General features: G+C 71.6%; 23 protein-coding genes. 18 read left to right on the top strand and 5 right to left on the bottom strand.

Annotation, left to right across the window (positions count from 1 at the left end):
* Positions 1-20 precede the first annotated feature (20 nt).
* Positions 21-743 carry a Crp/Fnr family transcriptional regulator gene (locus tag AB0H62_RS22900; RefSeq protein WP_360588019.1) on the top strand — a complete coding sequence of 241 codons (723 nt, stop codon included), beginning with the start codon at positions 21-23 and terminating at the stop codon, positions 741-743.
* 2 nt (positions 744-745) lie between these two features.
* On the opposite strand, the gene AB0H62_RS22905 is transcribed toward AB0H62_RS22900, so the two are convergent.
* On the bottom strand, positions 746-1315 hold the full coding sequence (locus AB0H62_RS22905) for a flavin reductase family protein (RefSeq protein ID WP_360588021.1): 570 nt from the start codon (positions 1313-1315) through the stop codon (positions 746-748).
* Positions 1316-1448: 133 nt separating this feature from the next.
* Here AB0H62_RS22905 and AB0H62_RS22910 point away from each other — a divergent pair, with 133 nt between their 5' ends.
* From AB0H62_RS22910 to AB0H62_RS22935, 6 genes are read left to right on the top strand one after another with little or no spacing between them, the layout of a single operon-like run.
* The gene (locus AB0H62_RS22910; RefSeq protein ID WP_360588023.1) at positions 1449-2483 is read left to right on the top strand and encodes an ABC transporter substrate-binding protein; all 1035 of its coding nucleotides are present in this window, start codon (positions 1449-1451) and stop codon (positions 2481-2483) included.
* 22 nt (positions 2484-2505) lie between these two features.
* Positions 2506-3321, top strand: a complete 816-nt coding sequence (locus tag AB0H62_RS22915; protein ID WP_360588025.1) for an ABC transporter permease subunit — start codon at positions 2506-2508, stop codon at positions 3319-3321.
* Entirely contained in the window at positions 3318-4166 is an 849-nt protein-coding gene (locus tag AB0H62_RS22920; protein WP_360588027.1) for an ABC transporter permease subunit, read from the top strand. The genes AB0H62_RS22915 and AB0H62_RS22920 overlap by 4 nt, the downstream gene beginning before the upstream one ends.
* Before the next feature lie 28 nt (positions 4167-4194).
* A complete protein-coding gene (locus tag AB0H62_RS22925; protein WP_360588029.1) occupies positions 4195-5031 on the top strand; it encodes an ABC transporter ATP-binding protein in 837 nt (278 codons plus the stop codon).
* 52 nt (positions 5032-5083) lie between these two features.
* Positions 5084-6169, top strand: coding sequence for an LLM class flavin-dependent oxidoreductase (locus AB0H62_RS22930; protein WP_360588031.1), 1086 nt, complete (start codon positions 5084-5086; stop codon positions 6167-6169).
* Entirely contained in the window at positions 6166-7251 is a 1086-nt protein-coding gene (locus AB0H62_RS22935) for a YceI family protein (RefSeq protein ID WP_360588033.1), read from the top strand. The genes AB0H62_RS22930 and AB0H62_RS22935 overlap by 4 nt, the downstream gene beginning before the upstream one ends.
* 45 nt (positions 7252-7296) lie before the next feature.
* Here AB0H62_RS22935 and AB0H62_RS22940 read toward each other — a convergent pair whose 3' ends face one another.
* Both AB0H62_RS22940 and AB0H62_RS22945 read right to left on the bottom strand, forming a co-directional pair.
* The gene (locus AB0H62_RS22940) at positions 7297-8475 is read right to left on the bottom strand and encodes an alpha/beta hydrolase fold domain-containing protein (protein ID WP_360588035.1); all 1179 of its coding nucleotides are present in this window, start codon (positions 8473-8475) and stop codon (positions 7297-7299) included.
* 147 nt (positions 8476-8622) lie between these two features.
* On the bottom strand, positions 8623-9525 hold the full coding sequence (locus AB0H62_RS22945; RefSeq protein ID WP_220239561.1) for an AraC family transcriptional regulator: 903 nt from the start codon (positions 9523-9525) through the stop codon (positions 8623-8625).
* Positions 9526-10204: 679 nt separating this feature from the next.
* On the opposite strand from AB0H62_RS22945, the gene AB0H62_RS22950 reads away from it, so the two are divergent.
* The 3 genes from AB0H62_RS22950 to AB0H62_RS22960 are packed head-to-tail and all read left to right on the top strand — an operon-like array spanning position 10205 to position 15008.
* Positions 10205-12967, top strand: coding sequence for a LuxR family transcriptional regulator (locus tag AB0H62_RS22950; protein ID WP_266118403.1), 2763 nt, complete (start codon positions 10205-10207; stop codon positions 12965-12967).
* Between the two features lie 39 nt (positions 12968-13006).
* Positions 13007-13462: an SRPBCC family protein gene (locus AB0H62_RS22955; protein WP_220239563.1), complete on the top strand. Its 456-nt coding sequence runs from the start codon at positions 13007-13009 to the stop codon at positions 13460-13462.
* 22 nt (positions 13463-13484) lie between these two features.
* Positions 13485-15008, top strand: a complete 1524-nt coding sequence (locus AB0H62_RS22960) for a hypothetical protein (protein ID WP_220239564.1) — start codon at positions 13485-13487, stop codon at positions 15006-15008.
* On the opposite strand, the gene AB0H62_RS22965 is transcribed toward AB0H62_RS22960, so the two are convergent.
* A complete protein-coding gene (locus AB0H62_RS22965; protein ID WP_220239565.1) occupies positions 14999-15202 on the bottom strand; it encodes a hypothetical protein in 204 nt (67 codons plus the stop codon). The genes AB0H62_RS22960 and AB0H62_RS22965 overlap by 10 nt on opposite strands.
* Positions 15203-15686: 484 nt before the next feature.
* Here AB0H62_RS22965 and AB0H62_RS22970 point away from each other — a divergent pair, with 484 nt between their 5' ends.
* Genes AB0H62_RS22970 through AB0H62_RS23005 form a run of 8 tightly spaced genes read left to right on the top strand, consistent with a single transcriptional unit; the run spans position 15687 to position 22510 of the window.
* Positions 15687-16715 (top strand): hypothetical protein, encoded by a 1029-nt coding sequence (locus AB0H62_RS22970; RefSeq protein ID WP_255637843.1) that lies wholly within the window; start codon positions 15687-15689, stop codon positions 16713-16715.
* A 55-nt stretch (positions 16716-16770) separates the two neighbouring features.
* Entirely contained in the window at positions 16771-17397 is a 627-nt protein-coding gene (locus tag AB0H62_RS22975; RefSeq protein ID WP_220239567.1) for an isochorismatase family protein, read from the top strand.
* Between the two features lie 26 nt (positions 17398-17423).
* Positions 17424-18356 (top strand): hypothetical protein, encoded by a 933-nt coding sequence (locus tag AB0H62_RS22980; protein WP_220239568.1) that lies wholly within the window; start codon positions 17424-17426, stop codon positions 18354-18356.
* 37 nt (positions 18357-18393) lie between these two features.
* Positions 18394-18942: a YceI family protein gene (locus tag AB0H62_RS22985; protein WP_220239569.1), complete on the top strand. Its 549-nt coding sequence runs from the start codon at positions 18394-18396 to the stop codon at positions 18940-18942.
* Positions 18942-20069 carry an NAD(P)-dependent alcohol dehydrogenase gene (locus AB0H62_RS22990; RefSeq protein WP_220239570.1) on the top strand — a complete coding sequence of 376 codons (1128 nt, stop codon included), beginning with the start codon at positions 18942-18944 and terminating at the stop codon, positions 20067-20069. The genes AB0H62_RS22985 and AB0H62_RS22990 overlap by 1 nt, the downstream gene beginning before the upstream one ends.
* A complete protein-coding gene (locus AB0H62_RS22995; protein WP_220239571.1) occupies positions 20066-20965 on the top strand; it encodes an alpha/beta hydrolase fold domain-containing protein in 900 nt (299 codons plus the stop codon). Before AB0H62_RS22990 ends, AB0H62_RS22995 begins: the two co-directional genes overlap by 4 nt.
* Positions 20962-21870: an LLM class flavin-dependent oxidoreductase gene (locus AB0H62_RS23000; protein ID WP_220239572.1), complete on the top strand. Its 909-nt coding sequence runs from the start codon at positions 20962-20964 to the stop codon at positions 21868-21870. Before AB0H62_RS22995 ends, AB0H62_RS23000 begins: the two co-directional genes overlap by 4 nt.
* A 28-nt stretch (positions 21871-21898) precedes the next feature.
* Positions 21899-22510 (top strand): hypothetical protein, encoded by a 612-nt coding sequence (locus AB0H62_RS23005; RefSeq protein WP_220239573.1) that lies wholly within the window; start codon positions 21899-21901, stop codon positions 22508-22510.
* Between the two features lie 56 nt (positions 22511-22566).
* Here AB0H62_RS23005 and AB0H62_RS23010 read toward each other — a convergent pair whose 3' ends face one another.
* Positions 22567-23823: an MFS transporter gene (locus AB0H62_RS23010; protein ID WP_220239574.1), complete on the bottom strand. Its 1257-nt coding sequence runs from the start codon at positions 23821-23823 to the stop codon at positions 22567-22569.
* Positions 23824-23975 lie beyond the last annotated feature (152 nt).

Raw genomic sequence — 23975 nt, forward strand, 5'->3', positions numbered from 1 at the left:
CGGGTGCTTACACTGCCGGGATGAACCCGGCCGGCGCCCTTCCGCCCGCGGAGCGTTTCCGTTCCGCGGCGGGCGGCGCGGTCGTGAGCCCGTTCTTCGCGGGGATGCCGGCGGATCTCGTGGCCGGCCTGCTCGAAAGCGGGACGGCGCGCCACTACCCGCGCGGTGAGGTCATCTTCCACACCGGCGAACACGCGGGCTTCGGCTACCTCGTCGTGGCCGGGAAGGTCGCGATGGGACGGACGACCCCCACCGGCCGCGAACGGCTGATGACGCTGTTCCTGCCCGGCGACCCGTTCGGCATCACCAGCGTCTTCGAGGGCAACGCCCGCGTGTCCGACGCCGTGGCGATCAGTGACGCCGACGTGATCGCCCTGCCGGCGGCCCGGTTGCGCGAGTGGGTGCTCAGCGACCCCCGGATCGGGGCCGCCGTGGTGCGGTTCCTCTCGGCGCAGGTGCGGCGGATCAACGAGACCGTGGGCTCGCTGCTCAACCCCGACATCAGCGGGCGCGTCGCGGCCGGGATCGTGGAGCTGGCCGACCGGATCGGAGTGCGCGGCCCCGACGGCATCCGCGTGCGGCACGACCTGACGCAGGAGCAGTGGGCGCACTACGTGGGCGCTTCGCGCGAGAGCGTGAACAAGGCGCTGAAGGACATGGCGCGCCTGGGCGTGGTGACGCTGGAGTCGCGTGAGCTCGTGGTGCACGACGAGAAACGGTTGCGGCGCAAGGCCGGCCGCTGACGTCATTCGCCCGATTCCCCGAAGCCCGAGTAGCTGCGGCGGAAATACACCAACGGCGACGCGTCCGTGTGTTCCCCGTCCATGATGAGCCCGACGACGATGGCGTGGTCCCCGCCGTCGACCACCTGGTAGAGCTCGCACTCCAGGAACGCCACCACCGAGTCCTCCAGCACGGGCGAGCCGTGCCGGCCGCGGCGCCAGCCCGTGGCGGCGAACTTGTCCGCCACGCGGCTCGCGAAGTGCGCGGAGATCTCGGAACCGTTGCTGTCCAGCACGTTCACTCCGAAGCGGCCGCGGTCGCGGATCGCCTGCAGCGTCCGCGAAGCCTTGCCGAGGCACACCAGCAGCAACGGCGGTTCGCACGACAGGCTGCACACCGTGCCCGACGTCATGCCGATCGGTGAGCCGTCTTCGGCGGTCGTGGTGATGACGCTGACCGACGTCGGGAGCGAGGCGGCCAGGCCGCGGAACCGGTCGGCGTCCACGCCGTAGCCGGCGAGGTGGACGGGGGCGGACATCGACCGGGCCGAACCCAGCGCCGCGCCCGGCGAGGGCGGAGTCGAGGAAGTCATGGTTCCATGGCGCCGCCGGAACCCCGCCCGCGGCAACCGGATGTGGAAACTTGCACAGGGGCGTTGTCCCCGTCACACCCGCGGTCTTCCATGCCTTTCACAGCAGCGCGGTACTGCGGAAGGCGGAATCGGCATGGCGGACAACTGCGGCAACTCTGGCAAGTCACGCAACTCTGGCAAGTCACGGAAACGGATCGCGGCGACGCTCGCCGGCGTCGCGGCGCTGGCGGTCACCTCGGCGTGCTCGACCACGGACACCACGGCCGCACCCGGCTCGGGTTCGGGCTCCGGCCCGGCCACGGGCGGTGCGGCGGTGGTGGTCGACGCTCCCGCGACCACATCGTCGGCGGCGGTCTACCTCGGCGCCCGCAACGGCGGGTTCGCCAAGGCCGGCGTCACGGTGCAGGCGCACAACCACACGAGCTCCGACTCGCCGCTGGTGGGCCTGCTCGGCAACGCGTACCCGATCGTCTGGGACAACGCGGCCGACTACCTGCTCGCCGTGCAGAAGAAGCTCGCCGTCACGGTCGTGGGGCTCAGCGACCTCGGCCGGCCGGGACAGCTCGACGTGCTCGCCAAGGCCGGCTCGCCGATCCGCTCGGTGCGGGACCTGCCCGGCCACAGCGTCGCCATCCCCGGCACCACCTCGAGCTGCGCCCTCACCATCCCCGCGCAGCTGCGGGCCGTGGGGCTGGACCCGAAGTCGGTGAAGCTGGTGCCGGTCGCGTTGACGGACGAGGGCAGCGCGCTGCAGCGCGGGATCGTCGACGCCGCCTGCGCGCCGGAGCCGTTCCTCTCGACGATCCGCAAGACGGTGAGCACCCGCAGCGTCTCCGACCAGTTCACCGGGCCGCTCACCGACACCCTCGTCGGCGTCTACGTGACCACCACGAGCTACGCCCAGCAGCACCCGGACGTGATCGCTTCGTTCCGCAAGGCGCTGGCGGCCGAGAACGCCGCCCTCAACGCCGATCCCGACGCGTTGCGCAAGGCCGTGCCGACGTTCACGCGCGTCGACGCGTCGCTGGCCAGCGGCATGAAGCTGCCCGGGTTCGCCACGAACGTGACCGAAACGGCGCCGCTGCGGAAGCTGGCGGAGCTCATGCAGCAGGCCGGGATGCTCACGAGCACGGCGCTGCCGGCCGACGTGATGGCCGCGGACCGCTGACGCCGGAAAGGACACCAGCCCCATGTCGCTCGACGTCTTGCCCCGGCGCGCCGCGCCGCGCTTGGGCCACCGCCCCGCACTGTCCACCTTCGTGCTCGGGCTCGCCGGCCTGGTCCTGCTGGCCGCGGCCGAGGAGGTGGTCTCCCGCTCGGGACTGGTGAGCACGCAGTACCTGCCTCCCGCGAGCGTGATCCTCGCGAGGCTGGGGGAGCTGCTCACCAACGCGCCCTTCCTGACCGATCTCGGCGCCACCGCGGGTTCGGCGTTGCTCGGGCTGGTGATCGCGGTCCCGGTCGGCCTGGTCGTGGGCCTGGTCCTCGGGCTCGTCCCGGCCGCGCACACCGCGACCCGCATCGTCGTGGACCTCCTGCGGCCGGTGCCCGCGGCGATCGTGCCGCTGCTGGTGCTGGTGACCGGGACGGGCCGCGAGTCCGTGGTGATCACGATCGTGAGCGCGACGGTGTGGCCGGTGCTGCTCAACACGATCCACGGCGTCCGCGACGTCGATGGTGTCGCGTTGCAGACGGCCCGCCTCTACGGCGCGCGGCTCCCGCGCCGGCTGGCCGAGATCGTGCTGCCCTCGGCCGCACCGGTGATCGCGGCCGGCGTCCGGGTGTCGATCGGGCTCGCGCTCGTGATCGCCGTGGCGGCGGAGCTGCTCATCGGCACCGACACCGGGGTGGGGGCCTACCTGCTCGCCGCGACCCAGGGCGGCAGCCACACCGACTACGCGTTCGCCGCCGTGTGCGCGGCGGGGCTGCTGGGGCTGGTCGTGAACTGGGCCGCCCGGGCGCTGGAACGACGGTTTCTGCCGTGGAGCGAAGGAGAACCGCGATGAGTGCCGTGATCTCACCGGCGCCGGTTTCCGTGCGTCCGCTGCGGACCGCCGCGGCGGTCGCGGGCCGGTTCGTGCTGCGGTTCGGCCTGCCGGCCGTGCTGTGCTGGGTCTGGCAACGCGCCACCGAGGCCGCGGCCAACCCGTATTTCCCGACACCGTTGCAGATCCTCGACCGCGTGCGGACGCTGTATTTCGCCGGCCCGGCGAGCCACCTGTGGACGTCGGCTCCCCTGTGGACGGACGTGGCGCCCAGCCTCGTGCGGATGCTGATCGGCTGGCTGGGCGGCTCGCTGCTCGGCGCGGCGATCGGGGTGTCGGCGGGCGCATTCCCCACCGTGCGGCGCATGGTGGACCCGGCGGCGCAGTTCCTCCGCGCGCTGCCGACCCCGGCAATCCTGCCGGTTTTCCTGATCGTGTTCGGCGCCAACGACGTGATGCGCGTGCTGGTGATCGCGTTCGGCTGCACGTGGCCAGTGCTGCTCAACGCGATGCAGGCGACCGGCGCGATCGACCCCGTCGCGCGGGACACGGCCCGCACGCTGCGCCTGGGGCCGCTGCGTCGGCTCCTGCAGGTCGATCTCTGTTACGCCACCCCGGCGATCCTGGCGGGCATGCGCGTGGGGCTCGCCCTGGCGCTGGTGCTGATGGTGCTGTCGGAGTGGGTCGTCGCGACCAGCGGGCTCGGCTTCTTCCTCGTCGACTCCCAGCGCCACTTCGAGTTCGCGGGCATGTGGGCGGCGATGGTCGCGCTCGGCGTGCTCGGCTACGTCTTCAACACCGTGTTCACCGCGCTCGAACGCCGCGCTCTGCGCTGGCACCGCCACAGCCGTGCCCGGCACGACTGATCCCCGAAGAACTCGACAGGAGTTGGTGATGACCTCCATGCAGAACCCGGTCCACACGGCGGCCCGCCCGGTCGCGGGCGGTCCGGACGCGCCCGCCGAGCCCGCGGTGCGGGTCACGGACCTCGGGCACAGCTACTCCGGGCAGCCGCAACCGGTGCTGCACGACGTGTCGTTCACCGCGGCCGACGGCGAGCTGCTGACGATCGTCGGCCCGTCCGGCACGGGGAAGTCGACGCTGCTGCGCTGCCTCGCCGGGCTGCTGCGGCCCGGACAGGGCGAGGTGTGCGTGCTCGGCAAGCCCGTGGACGGCGTGCCGGCCGGGCTGTCGATGGTCTTCCAGGACTACAGCCGCTCGCTGTTCCCGTGGATGCGGGTGGGCCGCAACGTCGAGTTCCCGTTGCGCGCCACCGGCGTGCCCGCGGCCGAACGGCGGGAACGCACCGCCGAGTCGCTGGCGGCGGTCGGGCTGGGTGACGCGCGGCGCAAGTACCCGTGGCAGCTCTCGGGCGGGATGCAGCAGCGCGTGGCCATCGCCCGCGCGCTGGCCTGCCGGCCGCGGATCCTGCTCATGGACGAGCCGTTCGCGAGCGTCGACGCCCAGACCCGCGCCGACCTCGAGGACCTCACGCTGTCGGTGCGCGACCGGTTCGGCATGACGATCCTCGTGGTGACGCACGACATCGACGAGAGCGTGTACCTGTCCGACCGCGTGATCGTGCTGAGCCGGCCGCCGGCCACGGTTGCCGAGCAGGTGACGGTGGACCTGCCCGCGCCGCGCGACCAGATCACCACGCGAGCGGATCCGAAGTTCGTGCACCTGCGCGCCGACGTCGCCGCGCACATCCGGGGCGACACCGCGGCCTGAGCACGCGGCCGGCCCGACCCGTATCCGACTCTCACAGAAAACCAGGGGAGACATGAAGTTCTCGATCTACCTCAACGCCCAGTCGCCCGACGGCGCGCACGACCTCGAGGTCGTCGAGGCTGTGACGGAGCAGGCGCGCATCGCGGACCGCAGCGGTTTCGCGGGCGTCTGCCTCACCGAGCACCACTTCACCGGCTACAACACCTACGGCAACCCGTTCACGTTCGGGGCCTACCTCGCGCCGCAGCTCGAGAACCTGCACACGATCATCTCGGTCGCGGTCCCGGCCCTGTGGAACCCGCTCAACTTCGCCGAGGCGTGCACGACGCTCGACCTGCTCACGCGCGGGCGCTGCACCATCGGCGTCGGCACGGGCGGTTCGCCGCGCGAGTACCAGGGGCTCGGCCGCGACACGGCGAACCGCGCGGGGCTGATGGACGAGGTGCTCGACGTCGCGTTCCAGGCGCTGGACAAGCGGGACGACGACGGCGTGGAGATCGACTTCACCACCACGCACTCGAGCGGGCTGCTCACCCGGCGCATCATGCCCGGCAGCTTCCGCCCGTCGATCCGCTTCGCCCGCGCCGCGCTGTCCGACCAGGGCATCCTCGACGTGGCCGGCCGCGGGTGGGCGCTGCAGACCGCGCGTGACGAGCTCGATGAGACCGCCCGCAAGTGGGCGCTCTACCACGACGCGCTCGACCGGTCCGGTCACGACGAACAGACCATTCAGGACGCTCGCGACTGGTCGCTCGTGCAGAAAATGGTCTACGTCGGCGAAACCGACGAGTCCGCGCTGCGCGAGGTCACGCCGGCGCTGGACTACCTCGACGCGTCGACCGTCAAGGCGTTCCAGGGTGCGGCCGGTGCGGCGAAGTTCCAGAACAGCGTGGTCGGCGTTGCGGCCAATGACCGGGACGCGTTCCTGCGCAAGGCGATGATCGTCGGCAGCGTCGACACCGTCGCTCGCGAGATCGAGGCCCACGCCGAGCGCGGCATCGGGCACCTCGCGCTCGTATTCCTGTACGGGCAGCTGGATCCCGCACTCGGCAACCGTTCGTTGCAGCGGTTCATCGACCACGTGATGCCGCGGTTCGCGAACACCTCGGGAGCCGTGCCGGTGGGGGTGGCTTCGTGACCACTGTGGACGAAACGGTCCGCCGGTCACGGGAAGCCCTGGCCGGCACCTGGACGGTGGACGCGGCGCACAGCCTCGTCGCGTTCTCCGTGGTGCACATGACGATCGCGCGGGTGACCGGCCGGTTCGAGGTGCTCGACGGCGAGGTCGAGGTCACCCTGTCGGGCGCGTCGGTGCACGTCCGCGTCGCGACCGGGAGCGTGTCTTCGGGCCATCCGAAGCGAGATGAACTGATCCGCTCGGCGGATTTCCTCGACACCGAACGCTTTCCGGAGCTGGAGTTCACCGCGTCGTGCGACGGGTTTTCCGCCCGCGACTGGATGTTGCCCGGTAGCTTGACGATCCGCGGGGTCACCCGGCCGATCGAGCTCGCCGTGCGCACCGGTGGTGTCGTCGACCACCGCGGCGCCACGCGCGCCGGGTTCTCCGCCCGGACGTCGCTCGACCGGCGCGAGTTCGGGCTGCGGTTCGACGGCCTGCTCGCCGGTGGTGGCGCGGTGGTGTCGAACCTCGTGGACATCGTGATCGAAGCCGAACTGGTCAGGGCCTGGCCGACCTCGAAAGGACACCGCATGCACTCCCGCAGCCTCGTGACGAGCCTCGCCGGCGGCGACTACCAGGATGTCGAGTACACGGAAGAGGAACGCCGCAACATCGACCTCGTCCTGAAGTTCCGTTCGGTTTCGCTCGAAGAACGCGCGCAGTTCCTCAAGCCCGGTGCGACGGTCAACCGCGTCGGCATGGCGTCCTTGGCGGAGCTGTCCGGCCTCGGCATGGGCGGCTACCGCAAGGATTCCCTGCCGGACCGGCACGACGTCATCGAGGACATCGTCGCCAAGGCGGACCGCGTGTGGGCGGTGTGGTCGCTGACGGCCACCCACGCTGGTGAGCTCTACGGCTTTCCCGCGACGGGGAACAAGATCGATATCACGGAGATGGCGATCTGGCGGTTCGAGGACGGGCTCGTCGCCGAGCACTGGTACTTCGCCGACGACTTCGCGTTGCTGCGGCAGCTGGGCGCGCTCCCGGAGTTCACCGACTACGCCGAGCTGACCCGCGGCCGCTGGCGCACCGCGGAATGAGCGACGGGCGTCGTGCCGGCGATCGGCGGCACGACGCCCGGCCCGTCACTGGTTCTTGGTGAACGTCTCGTCGATCCAGGCGGTGACGGTCGGCCACACGGGGTGGGCCGGCTGCACCACGTCGAAGTGGGTCGCGCCCTCGACCTCGACGTAGCGGGCGCTGCCGCCTTCCGCGTTGGTCTTCTCCGCGTAGCGGCGGCTCCAGTCCGCGGGCACGGCCTCGTCCGCGGTGCCGTGCACGGCCAGCACGGGCACGCCGGGGTTGGCCAGCTCGAGCGGGGAGGTCCAGCCGTAGCGCTCGGGGTTCTCGGCGTAGCGCGCGCCGACCAGGAGCGTGACGACGCCGTCCCCGACCTCCGCGGCGACGATCGGCCACGCCTCGGGGCGGGCGGCCTCGGGCGCGTCCTTCGGCGGCTCGGCGTCGGGGTCGGCGAGCACCGTGCCGAACCCGGTGGCGTCGCCCGTTTTGAGGTCGAGCGCGCCGGCGAGGGAGACGATGCCCAGCGGCGTGACCTTCGGGTTCGCACCCGGGGCTTCGGCGGGCAGGGCGCCGCGGTGGGCGGCCCAGGTGGTGAGGTGCCCGCCGGCCGAGTGCCCGACGAAAACGACCCGGCTCGTGTCGAGCGCGGGGTCCATCCCGTCGACCGCGTCCACGGCCGCGGCGACGTCGAGGAACGTGCCGGGCCAGCCGCCGCCCGGCTCGCCGATGCGGCGGTACTCGATGTTCCACACCGCGTACCCGCGGCCGAGGAAGTCGTCGACGACGTCGGTGATCTGGCGGCGGTCCCACATGGCGGTCCAGTACCCGCCGTGGACGACGACCACGACCGGGAACGGTCCCTCGCCCTCGGGCAGGTAGAGCTCACCGACCTGTGAAGGCTCGGGCCCGTACGCCACGGTGCGCACGCGGCGCTCGACGACCGGGGTCTCCTGGGCGTCGTCGTAGCGCACGCCGCGTTCGGCGCTCACCAGCGTGTCGATCGTCGCGAAGAACGCGCCGATCGCGGGCAGGTTCGCGCCCTTGGCCTTCGACTCGTCCCACGCGGCGTCGTCGGACCACTCGACGAAGTCCAGCCACGTGTTCTCGGCCACCCGCACCAGCCGCGCGGAGAGGAACCCGCGCCGGTCGGCCCGGAACGCCTCGACCATCGCCGGGCGCGCGGCCAGCATCGCCCGGGTGTTCTCCTCGGCCACCGTGAAGGTGGTCATCTCGACGACGGACATCGTCTGCTCCTGGTTCTGGTTCTTCTCCGGTGGGCCGGCTCCGCGATCCCGGGACGCGCACCGTTGCGGCGCCAGGGCGGTGCGTCCGCACCGGGATGATTTTCCGACTGGTCATTAATCTTTACCGTCAATAGATGCGACGACAGGCTACAGCCGCGTGCACTGGCTCGTCACCGCGTGCTTGCGGAAACGGGCAGGCGGAGTGCCCACAGTGGCACGGAAGGCCTGTGCGAACGCCGATTCCGAGCGGTACCCGACCTCGCTCGCCACCCGCGCCACCGAGAGATCCGAGCGCGTCAGCAGGTCGGCGGCCACCATCATCCGGATCGAGGTCAGCAGCGTCGCGACCGTGATGCCGGTGCGGGCGGTGAAGCGGCGCAGGAACGTGGCGCGCGACATCCGCGCCTCCGTCGCCATGCGGTCGATGGTCCACGACTCGCCCGGGCGTTCCACGACCAGAGCGATCACCCGGCCCAGCACGTCGTCGCCCATGGCGGTCCACAGTGCGGGCGTGTCGAGCCGCTGGTCGGGGCGGCTGCGCAGCGACATGGCGAGCAGCGCGTCGCACAGCGAGCACACGATGGCGCCCGTGCCGGGCCCGTCGGAGTCCGCTTCCCCGCGCAGGACGTCGGCCAGCGCGAGCGCCGGGCGGTCCATCGTGACGTGTACCAGGGACGGCAGCAGGCGGAACAGCAGCGCGCCCGCGGCCGAGTCGAAGCGGTAGTGGCCGCAGAACAGGTCGAGCTCGTGCTCGGCGCCGAGGGACTTGCGTGTGGTGAACGTCGCTCCCGGCTCCTCCTCGAACCGGCGCCGGCGGCCCGAGGCCGCGGTCACCGTGTGGGCGTCCCCGTGGGGGAGCAGGAGGTAGTCACCCGGACCCAGGTCGACTGTGGACGTGCCGGTGGTGACCGTGCAGCGTCCTTGCAGGACAAGGTGGAACTGCACCTCGCCCGGCGGGGCGGCCTCGTGGTCCAAAGTGAACTGTCCGGCCATCAGGCACCGCACGTCGAGGCGGCCCTCGAGGTGTGCCAGCCGGATGAGTCTGCTCACCCCGTCCATGAACCGATCCCGACAGAAAATGAGCCGATCATCCGTAGTCCCCTCTCGCGATCCAGTCCATCATGTGTCAGCGGAGAATGAGTATCAACCGAAAGGCGTTCATGTCGAACACGTCTTCCGCCGAGGGTGTCGCGGCGGGCCTCTCCGTAACCGTCGTTACCCGCAGCTTATTCCTCGGTGAATCGCTGCCGACGATCGGCTGCCTTCGGAGTGGGATGGATTGGTAGCCGAGCATGCCGGGAGGCGACTGCGCGCGTGGTTTGACCGAGGTCGAATTTTCTTGGTATCACTGGATCTTCGGCGAACCTGGTCTCACCGGGGATCGGGTAGTTCATTAAGATGACTTTTGTCGAATCGCGGTTCCGGACGCCGATCGCGAAGACGGGTACGAACTGTCCGGATCAACCGTTGTCCCTGCCGCTTCACCGCCGATCCGGATTGTCGTGAATATTTCATCGGCCCGGGTGGCCATTACGGCGGCCCTGAAGAAGGAACGAGTGCGGACCCACGGCATCGGACACGCGCACGGCGGCTCGGGCGGCCGAGCGGCCCGCGGGCTCGTCCGCTTCGGCAGGCGAGGCGCGGCTCGCGGCGGCGCAGGCAGCTCCGAGAGCGCCGACAGCACCGGTGGCTTCGGCACCCGGCGACTCCGGGAGTGGAGGGCCGACCCGTGCCGCTGATCGGCCGTGACGACGAGATCGCCTCGATCCGCTCCTTCTTCGAAGGCGCCGGTGTGCGCGGTGGCGCCCTGCTCGTGGTGGGGGAGGCCGGGGTCGGCAAGAGCGCCGTGCTCGACGAATTCGCCGCCGGCGAGGCCGGGCGCGGCACGCGGGTGCTGCGGGCGGCGGGCGTGCAGTTCGAGGCGGAGGTCGGCTACTCCGCGCTCAACCAGCTGCTCTTCCCGCTCGGCGAGGAGATGGCCGCCCTCACCGACACCCACCGCACGGCGCTGCGGTGCGCGCTCGGCTTCGAGGTCGGGCCGGCGCCCGACCGGCTCGTGGTGTCGAACGCGGCGCTGCTGTGGCTGCGGGCCGTCGCGGCCGAGACCCCGCTGCTGATCGTGATCGACGACCTCCACTGGGTGGACCGGGCCAGCGCCGAGGTGCTCGGTTTCGTCGCCCGCCGCCTGGTCGGCAGCCCGATCGTCTTCCTCGCCGCGTGCCGCTCGGCCGACCGCGGGTTCTTCCAGGACAGCGGGCTGGCCGAGGCCGTGCTGCCGCCGCTGCCCGCGCAGGCGGCCCGCACGCTCGTGGACCGGCACTTCCCGGAGCTGTCGCCGGCCGTGCGGCACCGGCTGCTCGCCGAAGCCACGGGCAACCCGCTCGCGCTGCTGGAGCTGCCGTCCGCGCTCGACGGCGACCAGCGGACGGACTTCACGACGTTGCCCGAGGTCCTGCCGCTGTCGGACCGGCTGCAGGTGCTGTTCACTTCGCGGGTGCGCGGCCTGCCCGAGCGCTGCCGGCTGATGATGCTGCTCGGGGCGCTCGGCGGCAGCGTCGAGGTCGCCCGGCTGCGCACGGCGGGCGGCGAGACGTGCGACCTCGACGACCTGGCCCCGGCCGAAGACGCCCGGCTCGTGCAGGTGAGCGGCACCCGGCTGGGCTTCCGGCACCCGCTGATCGGCGCCGCGGTGGTCGAGGCGTCGGCGGAACGCGAACGGCGCTGGGCCCACCGCGCGCTGGCCGGGGTCGTCGCGACGCCCGAACGCCGCGTGTGGCACCTGGCCGAGTCGTCCGTCGGCGTCGACGCCGACATCGCCGCGCAGCTGGACGAAACCGCTCAGGCCCTGCTGCGGCAAGGCGACGCACTGGGCGCGGTCGCGGCGCTGACCCGCGCCGCGGAGCTCAGTCCCGACCCGGCCGACCGCGGCCGCCGGCTCGCCGAGGCCGCGTACGTCGGAGCCGACGCCGGCGGCGAGCTGGCCACGGCCAGCCGGCTGCTGGGCGACGCCCGCCGGTCCGGTTCCCTTCCGACGCATTCGCTGCCCGGCGCGGCCGCGGCGGCGCACCTGCTGATCAACTCCGACGGCGACGTCACCACCGCCCACCGGCTGCTCGCCGGCGCCGTCGAGGCCGGTGATCACGGGTTCGACGCCGACGACGCCGTGCTGGTCGAGGCGTTGCTCAACCTGCTCCTGATCAGCTGGTACGTCGGCACGCAGCAGGCGTGGGAGATCTTCCACCGCCTGGTCGGGCGGCTGAAGCCGGAGCCACCGCCGCTGTTGCGCGTGAACGCGACCGTGTTCTCCGACCCGGCCCGCGCGACCGACGAGGACGTCGCCGAGCTCGACGCCGTGATCGACACCGTGGGCGGTGACGAGGACCCGACCCGGCTCATCCGGATCGGCACCGCCGCCGTCTTCGCCGACCGGCTGCCCCGGCTGCGGGAGGCGGAACGGCACCTCGCGCAGTCGCGCCACGCGGGCAAGGGGCCGGCCCGCCGCCACCTGGGCGCGCTCATGCACCTGGGGATCGACGGCTTCCAGTCGGGCCGCTGGGACGAGGCGTGGCAGTTCGCCGACGAGGGCCTCGCGGTCTGCACCGAGCACGGCTTGCGCTTTTTCCATTGGTACTTCCACTGGGTACAGGCCCTCGTCGCCGCCGGCCGCGGCGAGGTCGAGGCCGCGCGGCAGCTGACCGGCGAAATGACACGATGGGCCATCGCGCACCAGGCCGCCGGCATCACGTACTTCGCGTGGCAGGCCCGCGCGCTGTCCGACATCGGCGCCGGCGAGTACGACGACGCCTACCACCACGCGACGCAGGTCAGCCCGCCGGGAGAGCTCGCGCGGTACCGGCCGACCGCGCTCTGGGCGGCACCGGACCTCGTCGAGGCAGCGCTGTTCACCGGGCGCCGCGCCGAGGCGAGCGCGCACGCGGCCGCACTGCGCGAGGCCCGACTGGGCAAGCTGTCGCCCCGCCTGCGTCTGGTCACAGCGGCGGCGACCGCGCTGACGGCGGACGACGACACCGCCCGGGAACGGTTCGAGGCGGCGTTGTCCGGTCCCGCGCTGGACCGCTGGCCGTTCGACCTGGCCCGCGTGCGCCTCGCGTACGGGGAACGGCTGCGCCGCCTGCGGAGCACGAGCGCGGCGCGGGAACAGCTGACCATCGCGCACGACACGCTGGCCGCGCTCGGCGCCGTCCCGTGGCGGGACCGCGCCGCCAACGAACTGCGCGCGACCGGGCTCACGCGGCAGTCGGCGCCGGACGCCAAGTCGCCGCTGACGCCGCAGGAGCGCGAGATCGCGGAGCTGGCCGGCGCCGGCCTGACCAACAAGCAGATCGGGCAGAAGCTGTTCATCTCCCACCGGACCGTGGGCGACCACCTGTACAAGATCTTCCCCAAGCTGGGCATCACGTCCCGCGCCGCGCTGCGCGACGCCCTCACCGCGTACGACGACCGGGACCGGTCGGACAAGCCAGTCATGTGACGGGTGCTGTGTCCACCCGCGAAGTCCACTCTCGGGGGTATGAGCGCAGGAGTGCACCCGGACGTCCACTGGCCGCCCGGCTGGGGGCCGGACCGTTGCGACAGCTTCGTCAGCCACGAACGTCACGTGGCGGCACCGGCCGACGCGGTGTTCACCCGGCTCGTCGCGGTGGCAGAGTGGCCGGCGTGGCAACGTGGGGTGGACCGGGTCGAGGTGTCCGAGGAGCTGATCGTCGGCGGCCGGTTCGTCGTCGTGGCGGCGCCGCACACCCTCGACGGGATCGTGGGCGAGCTGGTCGTGCCGAGCCGGTTCGGCTGGGCCGCGGTGAGCGACGGACTGAGCTTCTACCAATCGTGGCTCCTGCTCGACGCCCCGAACGGCGGGACCCGCACGATCTTCCACGAGGCCGCGCGCGGTCCGTCGGCGTTGCTGCGTACGTCCGACCGGGCCGAGCTCACGCGCTCGTGGCTCGACGCCCTTCCGCCGTCCGTTTGATCCTTCGCGGGACCGCGCGGTGGTGACCGTCCGGCGGGTGTTCGGCGCCGGCCCGTTCCCCGAGATCGGCCGCCCGGTCACGGTCGCGGACAGCGAGCAGCACGGTCTCGTCGCCGTGGCCGGCCGGCAGGGGTGGCGGGACTGGGAGCGGCGCACCCGGCTGTCCCCGCACGTGGTCGGCCTCTACGACCCTCGGGATCTGACCTGCCGCCTGCTCTTGCGCAGCCGTTTTCCGGTGCACGCCGTGGACTTCCACCCGCGGCTGCCGGTGCTGGCCATCGGGACCGGGCGGTACGACGGTGGCTTCTTCTACAAGGGACAGCTGCTGCTGTGGCACTTCGGCTCCGGCCGCGTGGTGTCCGCACTCGCCGACACCCGGGAGATCCGTTCCGTACGCTGGCGCCGGTGGCGCGAAGGCCGGGTGCTGGATCTCGCCGTCGCTCCCGCCGACGAGGAGGAGCTCGGCCGCGAGTCCCACACCGTCGGCTACGACGCGATGCTCGAACGCGACGACTGGCTCGCGGTGCGCGACGGCGAGATCTCGTGGCGGGAGCTCGACGGGCCTTGCCGCGAAAGCGACGATCCGCGCGACGAAACCCGTGCGCGAGAGCACCTCGAGGCCCTGAGCGCCGGGTGGCGTGAACACGGTGCGGTGTGGAGTGTCGAGGCCCTTGCCGACGGCGCGGTCATGGCCTCGTCGGAAGGCGGGGCGGTGGCGGTGTGGTCCTCTGTGGACGGTTCGCGGCTGCCCGATCGCCCGGAGTCCCGTTCTCTGCTTGGTTCCTTCACCCCGGACGGACGAGAGCGGCCGGAAGGCTGGGCCGTGTTGCCGGTCCGGCGCGCCTTGTCGTCGTACGTCACCGGAGTGCCCGGCGACGACAAGGTGCGCTGGGTCGCGGTCGCGGACCCGGACCGTGACGAGCCGACCGTGCGGCCGCTGTTTCCCGTGGCTCCGTCGGAAGAAGCCGCGGACTTGACGGAAATCGGGGCCGCGGTCGAGCTCGACGGTCGTGCGTTGATCTACGCGACCGCGTGGTCGCGCACCGGGCCGGAGCTCGACGTCGAGGGTCCCGTGGCCGACGCGCGGCACAGCGCCACCCTCGTGACGCGGCGCCGGCTGCCGGATGGCGAGGTCGGGTGGCAGTTCGTGGTCGGGGGCCAGGTCCTGGCGCTCGAAGCCGCTGCCGCGATCGTCTACCTGAGCCTGAGCTCCGGCCTGCTCGTGGCGCTCGACGTCACGACCGGCGATGTCCTCTGGACACATCCCCTGGTCGTGGCCGGGCTCCCGTCGACGGGCTTGGCGCTGGCGCTCGCCGGCACCGGACGGCTGCTGGTCGGGACCGCCGAGGGGCGGGTCGCCGACTGCGCGGTGCCGGCTCGCGGGGACCTCACGGCCTATCCCGGCGCACCGGCCGAAGGGCCCGTTTTCCGCTTGGTGCCACCGAAGCCGGCGCCACAGCACCGGCTGGGGCTCCGGGCCGGCTCGATGCTCGGCGGGGCGACCGGATTCCTCGGCGGAGGCACCGGCCGGCTCGGTCACCGGTAGGTGGTCAGCCGGAACGCCGCGCCGCGCCCTGGGACGGCGTCCGGCACGCGCGGCACACGGTCGTAGGCGCCGCCGAGCGCGTGCAGTTCGAGGCCGGCCGGGGAACCGTGCGCGACCACCATCGCCGTGACGACGGCGCTCGCCTCGCTGCGGCACAGGGCCCGGAACAGCTCCGGCTCGCGCTCGACGTTCACCGTCCGCCGTACCCCCGTCGAGGCGCACGACCTCGACCAGGCGCGCCCGGTCCGCCGCGTACCCCGTGGCGCCGGCCGAGCACTGGGCCCGGCCTCGCGCCGGCCACCGGGGTGCGGCCGTACTCCGCAGCGGTGCGAGCACGTCGCGCTGGCGCACGCCTGCGCCGACCCGCGCGACGAGGCGGATCGGGCCGATCGTCACCTCGGTCAGCCGGTGGAGGCGCTCCGTCGGCGCAGCGGTCATGGCAGCGGCGCGCCGGACGCGTCTGTCGCCCGACCGGGGGTCATCACATCGGGCCCAGTCGATCAACGGCGACGGGTGACCGTCTCCGGACCCGTCATCTGACGGGCACTGAGTGAAGCCGATCCGAGCACGATGACTCTCAGCACGAACGCCGGATCCGCCGGGCGACGACACCGGCTCCGGCACATTGCGGGCCGTCGAGGGGGCGGCCCGGAATCCCATCCTTCCCTGGAGCACCCGTTGACGAGCACCGTCCCCGCCACGCCGTCGGCCGACCCCGCCGGCAGCCAGCCGGTCAGAACCGCGCCGGCCCGCTACCCGTTCACGACGTTCGCGATCAGCTTCGGTCTGGTCGGGCTAGCCGGGGTGTGGACGAGGGCGGCGCCGGCACTCGGGTTGCCCCGCGCGGTACCGCAGGCGTTCTGGGCCGTCGCGGCGATCTCGTGGGTCTGGCTGATGATCGCCCACGTCGTGCGCGGTGCGAAGAGCGAGCAGCAGCTGATCGACCACCTGCGCCACCCCGCGCAGGGGCCGATCGCCTCGCTGGCCCCGGTCGTCGAGATGCTGCTGGCCTCCGATCTGTTCACGTGGTCTCCCGTGGCCGGGCGGGTCCTGTACCTCTTCGCGCTGGTCACGTCGGCGGTCTTCGCCGCCTGGATCCTCGCGTCGTGGTTCGAAGGACGCCTCGGCCTGGAAGCCGTCCACGCCGGTTACCTGCTACCGACGGTCGCGCCGGGCCTGATCGGCGCCGACGTCGCCCACGTGCTGGGCTACCACGGGCTGGCGTGGGGCCTGTTCGCCGTCGGCGTGTTCTTCTCGGTGGTGATGACGCCGATCATCGTGCAGCGCCTGAGCTTCCACAGCCCGCTTCCCGAGGCGCTGCGGCCGACCACCGCGATCCTGCTCGCACCACCGCCCGTCGCGGGGCTCGCGTGGTTCACGATGCACGGGTTCGAGGTGGACCCGATCGGCCAGGCGATCGCCGGCGTCGGCGTGCTCGTGCTGCTGGTGCAGGTGATGTTGCTGCCGCGCTACCGGAAGCTGCCCTTCTCGCTGGGCTTCTGGTCGTTCACGTTCCCCCTGGCCGCGAGCGTGTCGCTGACCGAGAAGTGGCTTCTGCTCCTGGCACCGGTGGGCTGGCGGAGCTACACCGGCGTCCTCGCCGGCGCGTTCACCGTCTTCATCGCCGTGATCGCCGGTTTCTCGCTGAGGCCCGTCGCCCGGAAGCTCGGCATCCCGGGCCGCCGAAAGGTGATCGCGGTCAACTAGTCAAAAAAATTGACCATCCTGTACATTTACCGAGTAGCCTCAGGAGGAGTTCCCCATGGTTGAGAGCAAGTTCATCGAGCGGCTGACCCGGGACAACGCGATGGTTGTGCTGGTCGACCACCAGGTCGGGTTGTACAGCGGCGTGCGCGACATCGCGGTGGAGGAGCTGAAGCACAACGTCGTGGGCCTGGCGAAGGCGGCGCAGGTGCTCGGCCTGCCGCTCGTCGTCTCGACCACCGAGGCCGACGGCATGTGGGGTCCGCTGATCCCCGAGCTGGCCGCGGTCCTGCCCGACGACGTGGTGGTGCTCGACCGGTCGACCGTGAACGCGTGGGACGACGAGCGCGTGCAGGGCGCGATCCGCGCGACCGGCCGCAAGAAGGTGATCTTCGCCGGGGTGTCCACCGAGGTGTGCCTCGCGTTCCCGGCCATCAGTGTCACCGCCGAGGGCTTCGACGCCTACGCGGCCATCGACGCGTCGGGCACGTTCTCGCGGACGAAGCGCGAAGCGGGCCTGTTGCGGATGCAGCAGGCGGGCGTGATCCCCATCGACTACGCCACCGCCATGGTCGAGGTCCTCGCCGACAACAGCGACCCGCAGGCCGGCTACGTATACGCGGCGCTGGAGATGCCGTTCGCCGTGCTGGTCGGGCAGATCGCCGCCGGTTACGCCAAGAACTGACCACCTACGGGGGAGGAGAAGACGTCATGAAGAGCAGGATCGTGAAGCGCGCCGGGATCCTCGGCGTGGTCGCCGCAGCCGTCACCGGGGTCGTGGTGGCGGTGTCGAGCGGCAGCGCGGAAGGCTCGCAGGATCGGTTCGGCCCGCCTGCCAAGGCGTTCGGCGTGGAATACGACGCGTCGCACGTGTACGTGCAGCACGGCAAGCTGCCCGCTTTCATCAAGAGCTGGGAAGCGACCTTCGGCGGCACCGACAACGGCCAGAACGTCTTCGGGATAACCCCGACGCCGAGCAAGGCGCTGGCCTCGATCATCCATTCGCCGGTCGGGTTGCTGGCGGCGTACGACTACCAGACGCCGGTGCCGTTCCCGTTCGGCTCGGAGCAGACCGGCTTCGGCGTGAAGGACCCCGACGAAGCGGTGAAGGTGGCCCACCGCGCCGGCGCGACGGTGCCCGTCTCCGCGTGGACGGGTCCGGTCGGGCGCGAGGCCGTGGTCCGGTTCCCGGGCGGCTTCAGCTCCCAGATCTGGAAGCAGTTCGACATGTCGGGCTTCACCCCGCTGATCACGCAGCCGGAGTTCCGCGTGTACCTGTCCGAGGACACGGTCAACGCGTTCCTCGCCTCCTACCTGCGCTTCACCGGTGGCACGGTGATCTCCGCCGTCCGCAACGCCGACGGCGGCGAGATCGGCGCCCCGGGCACCACCTACCACCGCGTCCGGATCAAGACCCCGTTCGGCAACACCGTGGTGCTGGCCGGCAACGGCGACTGGAACTACCCCTACGGCCGCGACACCACGGGCTACACGGTTTCCGACGTCGACGCCACGGTCGCGAAGGCCACGGCCGGTGGGGCGACCGTCCTTTCCGGACCGTACCGGAGCAAGGACCGCACCAGCGTCCTGTTGCAATTCCCCGGCGGCTACGTCGCCGAGGTCCACGACGGCGTCTTCCACTGACTTCCCCGTTCCCACACCGAGAAAAGGAACCACCACGATGAGCATTGAGATCAAGGCCGGCCGCTACGAGATCGACCCGGTGCACTCCTCCATCGAGTTCTCCACCCGCTTCGTCGCGGCCCGCGTGCGCGGCACGTTCGGCGCCTTCTCCGGCACCGTCGAGGTCGCCGATGACCTGGCCAAGTCGTCGGTGACGGCGGCCATCGACACCGCGTCGCTGCACACCGGCACCGAGGCGCGTGACGAGCACTTGCGCGCCGCGGACTACTTCGACGTCGCCGACCACCCGGAGGCGACCTTCGCCTCCACGAGCCTGGAGGCCGACGGCGACCGGTTCACCCTAGGCGGCGACCTCACGATCCGCGGCACGACGCTGCCGGTCGCGCTCGACCTGTACTTCACCGGCGACGGCGTGGACCACTACGGCAACTTCCGCGTCGGATTCCGTGCCACCACACGGGTTTCGCGCTCCGCGTTCGGTGTCGCCGGCAACGTATCCCGGCCCGGCGGCCCGCTGCTCATGGGCGACGCGACCGAGCTGACGTTGCAGATCCAGGCGACCGCCCCGGCCGGCGAGGAGTCCTGATGCCCACGACCACCTCCGCGATGACCGTCGCCTCGGCGGGGGAGCGGTTCACGCGGCGTTCGCTGGAGCTGGCCGACCCGGCGCCGGACGAGGTGCTGGTGCGGATCGAGGCGGTGGGCATGTGCCACGCCGACATCGCCGTGCGGGCGGGGGAGTTCCCCTTCCCGCTGCCGGGGGTGGCCGGGCACGAGGGGGCCGGGATCGTCGAGCAGGTCGGTTCGGGCGTGACCTCAGTGAGGCCGGGGGACCGGGTCATGCTGACGTTCGACTCCTGCGGTCACTGCGTGGGCTGCGTCTCCGGGCTGCCCTCGCAGTGCGTGGAATTCCTGCCGCGCAACTTCACCAACGGCTCCCGGCCCGACGGCAGCCCGAGCCTGCACGATGGCGACGAGATCGTGCACGGCAACTTCTTCGGCCAGTCCTCGTTCGCCACCTACGCCCTCGCCCGGGTGCGCAACACTGTTCTCGTGCCCGAGGTGGCGGCCGACGTGCCTTCGTCGGTGCTCGCACCGCTGGGCTGCGGCATCCAGACCGGCGCGGGCGCGGTGCTCAACGTGCTGCAGCCGGGCGCCGCTTCCGCGGTGGCCGTGTTCGGGGCCGGCGTGGTCGGGCTCTCGGCGGTGATGGCCGCCGCGCTGCTGCCGATCGAGCAGCTGATCGTGGTCGACGTGCTGGACTCGCGGCTCGAGCTGGCTCGCGAGCTCGGCGCGACCGCCGTGGTCAACTCCCGCACCGCCGACCCGATCGAGGCGATCCGGGACCTCACCGGCGGTGGTGCCGGCCACGTCGTCGAGAGCAGCGGCGTGCCGGCGGTGCTGGTGCAGGCCATCACGAGCCTGCGCGGTGGCGGCATGGCCGCGGTGGTCGGCGTGCCGCCGTTCGGCGTCACCGCGCCGATCGACGTGGCCGACGTGGTCAACAACAGCAAGCGAGTGATCGGCGTGGTCGAAGGGCAGAGCAACCCGCCGACCTTCCTGCCGGTGCTGGCCACGCTCACCGCCACCGGTCGGCTGCCCGTCGAGCGGCTCGTGACCACCTTCCCGCTGAGCGAGGTCGAACGCGCGGCGGAGGCCATGAAGGACGGCACCGCGACGAAGCCGGTGCTGCTGCCGCAGGAGAACGGATGATCTCGCTGAGCGCGGAGCTCGCGGAGGCGCACCACCTGCTGGCGACGATGGGCGAGCGCATGCCCGTCGACGACCGGCCGGAACACCTGCGGCACCGGGACGCGTACCGGCGTTGGAGCGAGCAGTTCCCCGTCCCCGACGACGCGCTCGTCACCGCGGCCCCGGGCTTCCCGGGGCTCGCGGTGACCACGCCGGCCTCCGTCGCCGGCCGGGCGCTGCTGTACTTCCACGGCGGTGGCTACACCGACGGTTCGGCGTACAACCACCGGGAAGTGGGTGCCCGGCTGGCCACCGCCACGCGGGGCACCGTCTACCTGCCGGACTACCCGCTGGCGCCCGAGCACCCCTTTCCCGCGGCGCTCGACGCGGCGGCAGCGGCCTACCAGGCGCTGCTCGGCACGGTGCCGGCGACCCGCATCGCCGTCGGCGGTGACTCCGCCGGCGGCGGGCTGTCGCTGGCGTTGCTGTTGAAGCTCAAGGATCTCGCCGTGGCGCTGCCCGCGGCGGCGGTGCCCGTGTCGCCGTGGACGGATCTGACGGTCTCGGCGCCCTCGTTCGCGGAACGCGCCGACCGCGACCCGTTCGTCAGCCGGGAAGTGCTGCGCGGCTTCGCGGCCGGCTACCTCGGCGACCACGACCCGCGCGACCCGTTCGCGTCGCCGCTGTTCGGCGACCTCACGGGGCTGCCGCCGATCCACCTCGAGGTCGGCACCGAAGAGGTCATGATCGACGACTCGCGCCGCTTCCACGAGCGCGCGCTGGCGGCGGGCGTGGCCTCGGAGCTGGTCGAGACCGAGGGCGCCCCGCACATCTGGCAGCACTTCGTTTCGTTCCTCCCCGAAGCGGCGGCGTCGGTCGACCGCATCGGCACGTTCGTCCGGGAGCACGTGGCATGAGCAAGGACCTGCAGTTCGGTGTCTCGCTGACGCCGATCGACGACGTGGTGGGCAACCGCCAGTTCGCCCGGGCGGCGGAGGCGGGCGGGCTGGACCTGATCGGGATCCAGGACCACCCGTACGTGCCGAGCTACCTCGACACGTTCGTCCTCGCCGGCGACTTGCTGGCGCACACGGACAAGATCAGCGTCTTCCCGGACGTGGCGAACCTGCCGCTGCGTCCGCCGGCGTTGCTGGCGAAGACGGCGGCGGCGCTGGACCTGGTGTCCCGCGGCCGGTTCGAGTTGGCGCTCGGGGCCGGTGGCTACTGGGACGCGATCACCCGGCTCGGGGTGCCTCGGCGGACTCCCGCCGAGGCCAACGTCGCGCTGGAGGAAGCGATCACGGTGTTGCGCGCGCTGTGGGCCGACGGCGGCAAGCCGATCCGGTTCGACGGCGAGTACTACTCGGTCGCCGGCGCCCACCCGGGACCGGCTCCGGCACACCCGATCGAGATCTGGACCGGTTCGCAGGGCCCGAAGGCGCTCGCGCTGACGGGCCGGATCGCCGACGGGTGGGCGGCGCCGATCGCCTCCTACCTGCCGTACGAGAAGTGGGCCGAGGCCAACCGCATCATCGACGACGCGGCCGAGACCACGGGCCGGGATCCCTCGGCGGTCCGCCGGATCGCGCAGGTGGTCGGCACGATCACCGCGAACCCCGGCCGGCTGCGCGTCGACGAGGGTACCGACCCCGTGCGGGGCACGGCGCGGCAATGGGCCGAGCTGCTGGCCCGCCTCGGCGAAGAACAGCCGTTCACGACGTTCGTGTTCTGGCCGGAGGAGCAGGCGATCGACCAGGTCGCCGCCTTCGCCCAGGAAGTGGCACCCGAGGTCCGGTTGCTGCTGGGCGCACAACCCGCTTGAGGATTCTCTTTCCCTGAAAGGACAACCGATGGACCACGAAGCGATCATCACCCAGGCGTGGGACGCGCCGGGCAGCACCACGGCGAAGCTGACACCGGTGCGGGTGAACGAGGTGCTGCGCGAGCGCTACGAGGTGACCCCGCCGTTCCAGTACACCGGCACCGACCTGTGGGACATGGAAAAGCGCAAGGCCGCGGCGCCGGACGTGTACATCCCGACGGTCGTGAAGCCCGGCAGCGCCGAGAAGTTCCCGAGTGTCCACAACGGGCAGTTCGAGGACTTCACCCGCGTGTCGGAGCAGCGGCGATGGGCCGACCCCGACAACTACGACCTGATCATCGAGCACGTCCGCCTCGACCACGAGAGCCGGCGGGCATTCTTCGTCGGCGCGGAGCGCTTCGAGGCGCCCGACGGCCGGGTGTTCACCGCCGGCACCGGGCAGCCGATCTTCCACGTCGAGCACTCCGTCGGCGGCTCGGAGGAGGACCCGCTCAACGCGTGGCGCATCGTCTTCCTGACCGAGCAGGAGCAGCCGGAGCTGGCGGCGGCCTTCACCAGCTACGAGAACGACCCGTACCTGCGGGTGTTCATCGAGGTGCACCTCGAGAAGCAGCTCGGGCGCAAGCTCGTCCGCCGCTGAGTCCTTTTCGGACACCGGTCACGCGACTTGGGGTCGCGTGACCGGCGTCCGCGCTTTCAGCGGTCGCGGCGCGGGTCGATGAGCTTGCGGGAGTCGATGAACGACAACGGGATCAGCGTCGCCAGCGGCAGGATGGTCAGCTGCCACAACGCGGCGCCGTGCCAGCCGAGCGAGCCGACGAGCGAGGCGAAGAGGAGCCCGGAGAACGCGGCCGCCACGTAGTAGAACGAGACGAACATCCCGGCGGCGCGGCCGACGTAGTTCGGGCGCACCGCGCGTTGCATGGTGGCGTTGAGCGTGGTGAACAGCGAACCCGCCACGAACACGGCCAGCATGAACGACGTCGTGTACTGCCAGGCGTGGCTCGCGGAGCCGTTGAAGACCAGCCACGCGCTCACGGCCACGCCTGCGTAGGTGACGAGCAGGATCGTGCGCGGGTTGAAGCGGTCGGCGAGCCAGCCGGTGAGGATCGACGTCGCGGCGCCGGCGCCGATCACGCTCGTCGCGAGCGCGGCCTCGGACGCGGTGTAGTGCAGCTGCTGACGCAGGTATGTCGGGTACAGGCCGAGGTAGCCGTAGAACACGAGACCGCCGGCGATGCAGGCCAGGCACAGCATCGCGGTGTTGCGGTTGAACGGCGAGCTCGGCACGTGGTCGGTCGGGATCTCGGCTCCGCGCACGACACCGGCGTCGAGGTCGGTCACGCCACGCCGGACCAGCAGTCCGATGAGGACGGTCAGGACCAGGCCCGCGATGCCGTAGAACAGGAACGGCGTGTGCCAGCCGCCGAGGTTCTGCGCGATCGCGGTGCCGACCAGCGGTCCGAGGAACACGCCGGTGCCGAACACCGCGCCCAGCACGCCGAAGGCGAACGACCGGCGCAGCACGAAGAACGAGCCGACCACCGCGTACAGCGCCGTTGCCTGCATGCCTTCGCCGGCCCCGGAGATCAGCCGGTAGACAGCCATGTCGGCGAAGCCGGACGCGAGTGGCGTGGCGAGGGTGCCGGCGGAGTAGAAGAAGACGCTGATCACGAGCACCGTCTTACGGGGCAGCTTCTCGACGAGGTACCCGGCCGGCAGGCCGGCCAGGGCGATGCCGAGGGTGAAGCCGGTCGCGAGGAGCCCGCCCTGCGACAGGCTGAAGCCGTGCCCGGCGCTGATCTCCGGGAGCAGCGGGTAGAACACCTGCCGGTCCATGGCATTGATCAGGTAGGAGAGGACGAGCAGCGTCCAGCCGGTGATCGACACGGCGAGCGGAACCCGGCGTGCCGTCGGGACCTGGGGCGCGATGGTTCTCTGAGAGCTGTTCATGGGGAGCCTTCCCGGGCGCCGGAGACGAGCGTCACAGCTGCGATCGATTGCAGCAATGTAGGCGGCGGAGGGCTTGAGGTCAATGTTGATCGATGGCCGGCTGCGGAAGAGGTGCAGCTAGAACGTCTCTATCGATGGGTGTTCAGTGGCGC

It is taken from the genome of Amycolatopsis sp. NPDC050768, from assembly GCF_040654155.1.
In the GTDB taxonomy this organism is placed as follows: Bacteria; Actinomycetota; Actinomycetes; order Mycobacteriales; family Pseudonocardiaceae; genus Amycolatopsis.

Coding starts and splice junctions, on each gene's coding strand:
- AB0H62_RS22900 (WP_360588019.1), top strand. CDS start 21: ATGAACCCGGCCGGCGCCCTTCCGCCCGCGGAGCGTTTCCGTTCCGCG.
- AB0H62_RS22905 (WP_360588021.1), bottom strand. CDS start 1,315: ATGACTTCCTCGACTCCGCCCTCGCCGGGCGCGGCGCTGGGTTCGGCC.
- AB0H62_RS22910 (WP_360588023.1), top strand. CDS start 1,449: ATGGCGGACAACTGCGGCAACTCTGGCAAGTCACGCAACTCTGGCAAG.
- AB0H62_RS22915 (WP_360588025.1), top strand. CDS start 2,506: ATGTCGCTCGACGTCTTGCCCCGGCGCGCCGCGCCGCGCTTGGGCCAC.
- AB0H62_RS22920 (WP_360588027.1), top strand. CDS start 3,318: ATGAGTGCCGTGATCTCACCGGCGCCGGTTTCCGTGCGTCCGCTGCGG.
- AB0H62_RS22925 (WP_360588029.1), top strand. CDS start 4,195: ATGACCTCCATGCAGAACCCGGTCCACACGGCGGCCCGCCCGGTCGCG.
- AB0H62_RS22930 (WP_360588031.1), top strand. CDS start 5,084: ATGAAGTTCTCGATCTACCTCAACGCCCAGTCGCCCGACGGCGCGCAC.
- AB0H62_RS22940 (WP_360588035.1), bottom strand. CDS start 8,475: ATGTCCGTCGTCGAGATGACCACCTTCACGGTGGCCGAGGAGAACACC.
- AB0H62_RS22955 (WP_220239563.1), top strand. CDS start 13,007: ATGAGCGCAGGAGTGCACCCGGACGTCCACTGGCCGCCCGGCTGGGGG.
- AB0H62_RS22975 (WP_220239567.1), top strand. CDS start 16,771: ATGGTTGAGAGCAAGTTCATCGAGCGGCTGACCCGGGACAACGCGATG.
- AB0H62_RS22980 (WP_220239568.1), top strand. CDS start 17,424: ATGAAGAGCAGGATCGTGAAGCGCGCCGGGATCCTCGGCGTGGTCGCC.
- AB0H62_RS22985 (WP_220239569.1), top strand. CDS start 18,394: ATGAGCATTGAGATCAAGGCCGGCCGCTACGAGATCGACCCGGTGCAC.
- AB0H62_RS22990 (WP_220239570.1), top strand. CDS start 18,942: ATGCCCACGACCACCTCCGCGATGACCGTCGCCTCGGCGGGGGAGCGG.
- AB0H62_RS22995 (WP_220239571.1), top strand. CDS start 20,066: ATGATCTCGCTGAGCGCGGAGCTCGCGGAGGCGCACCACCTGCTGGCG.
- AB0H62_RS23000 (WP_220239572.1), top strand. CDS start 20,962: ATGAGCAAGGACCTGCAGTTCGGTGTCTCGCTGACGCCGATCGACGAC.
- AB0H62_RS23005 (WP_220239573.1), top strand. CDS start 21,899: ATGGACCACGAAGCGATCATCACCCAGGCGTGGGACGCGCCGGGCAGC.
- AB0H62_RS23010 (WP_220239574.1), bottom strand. CDS start 23,823: ATGAACAGCTCTCAGAGAACCATCGCGCCCCAGGTCCCGACGGCACGC.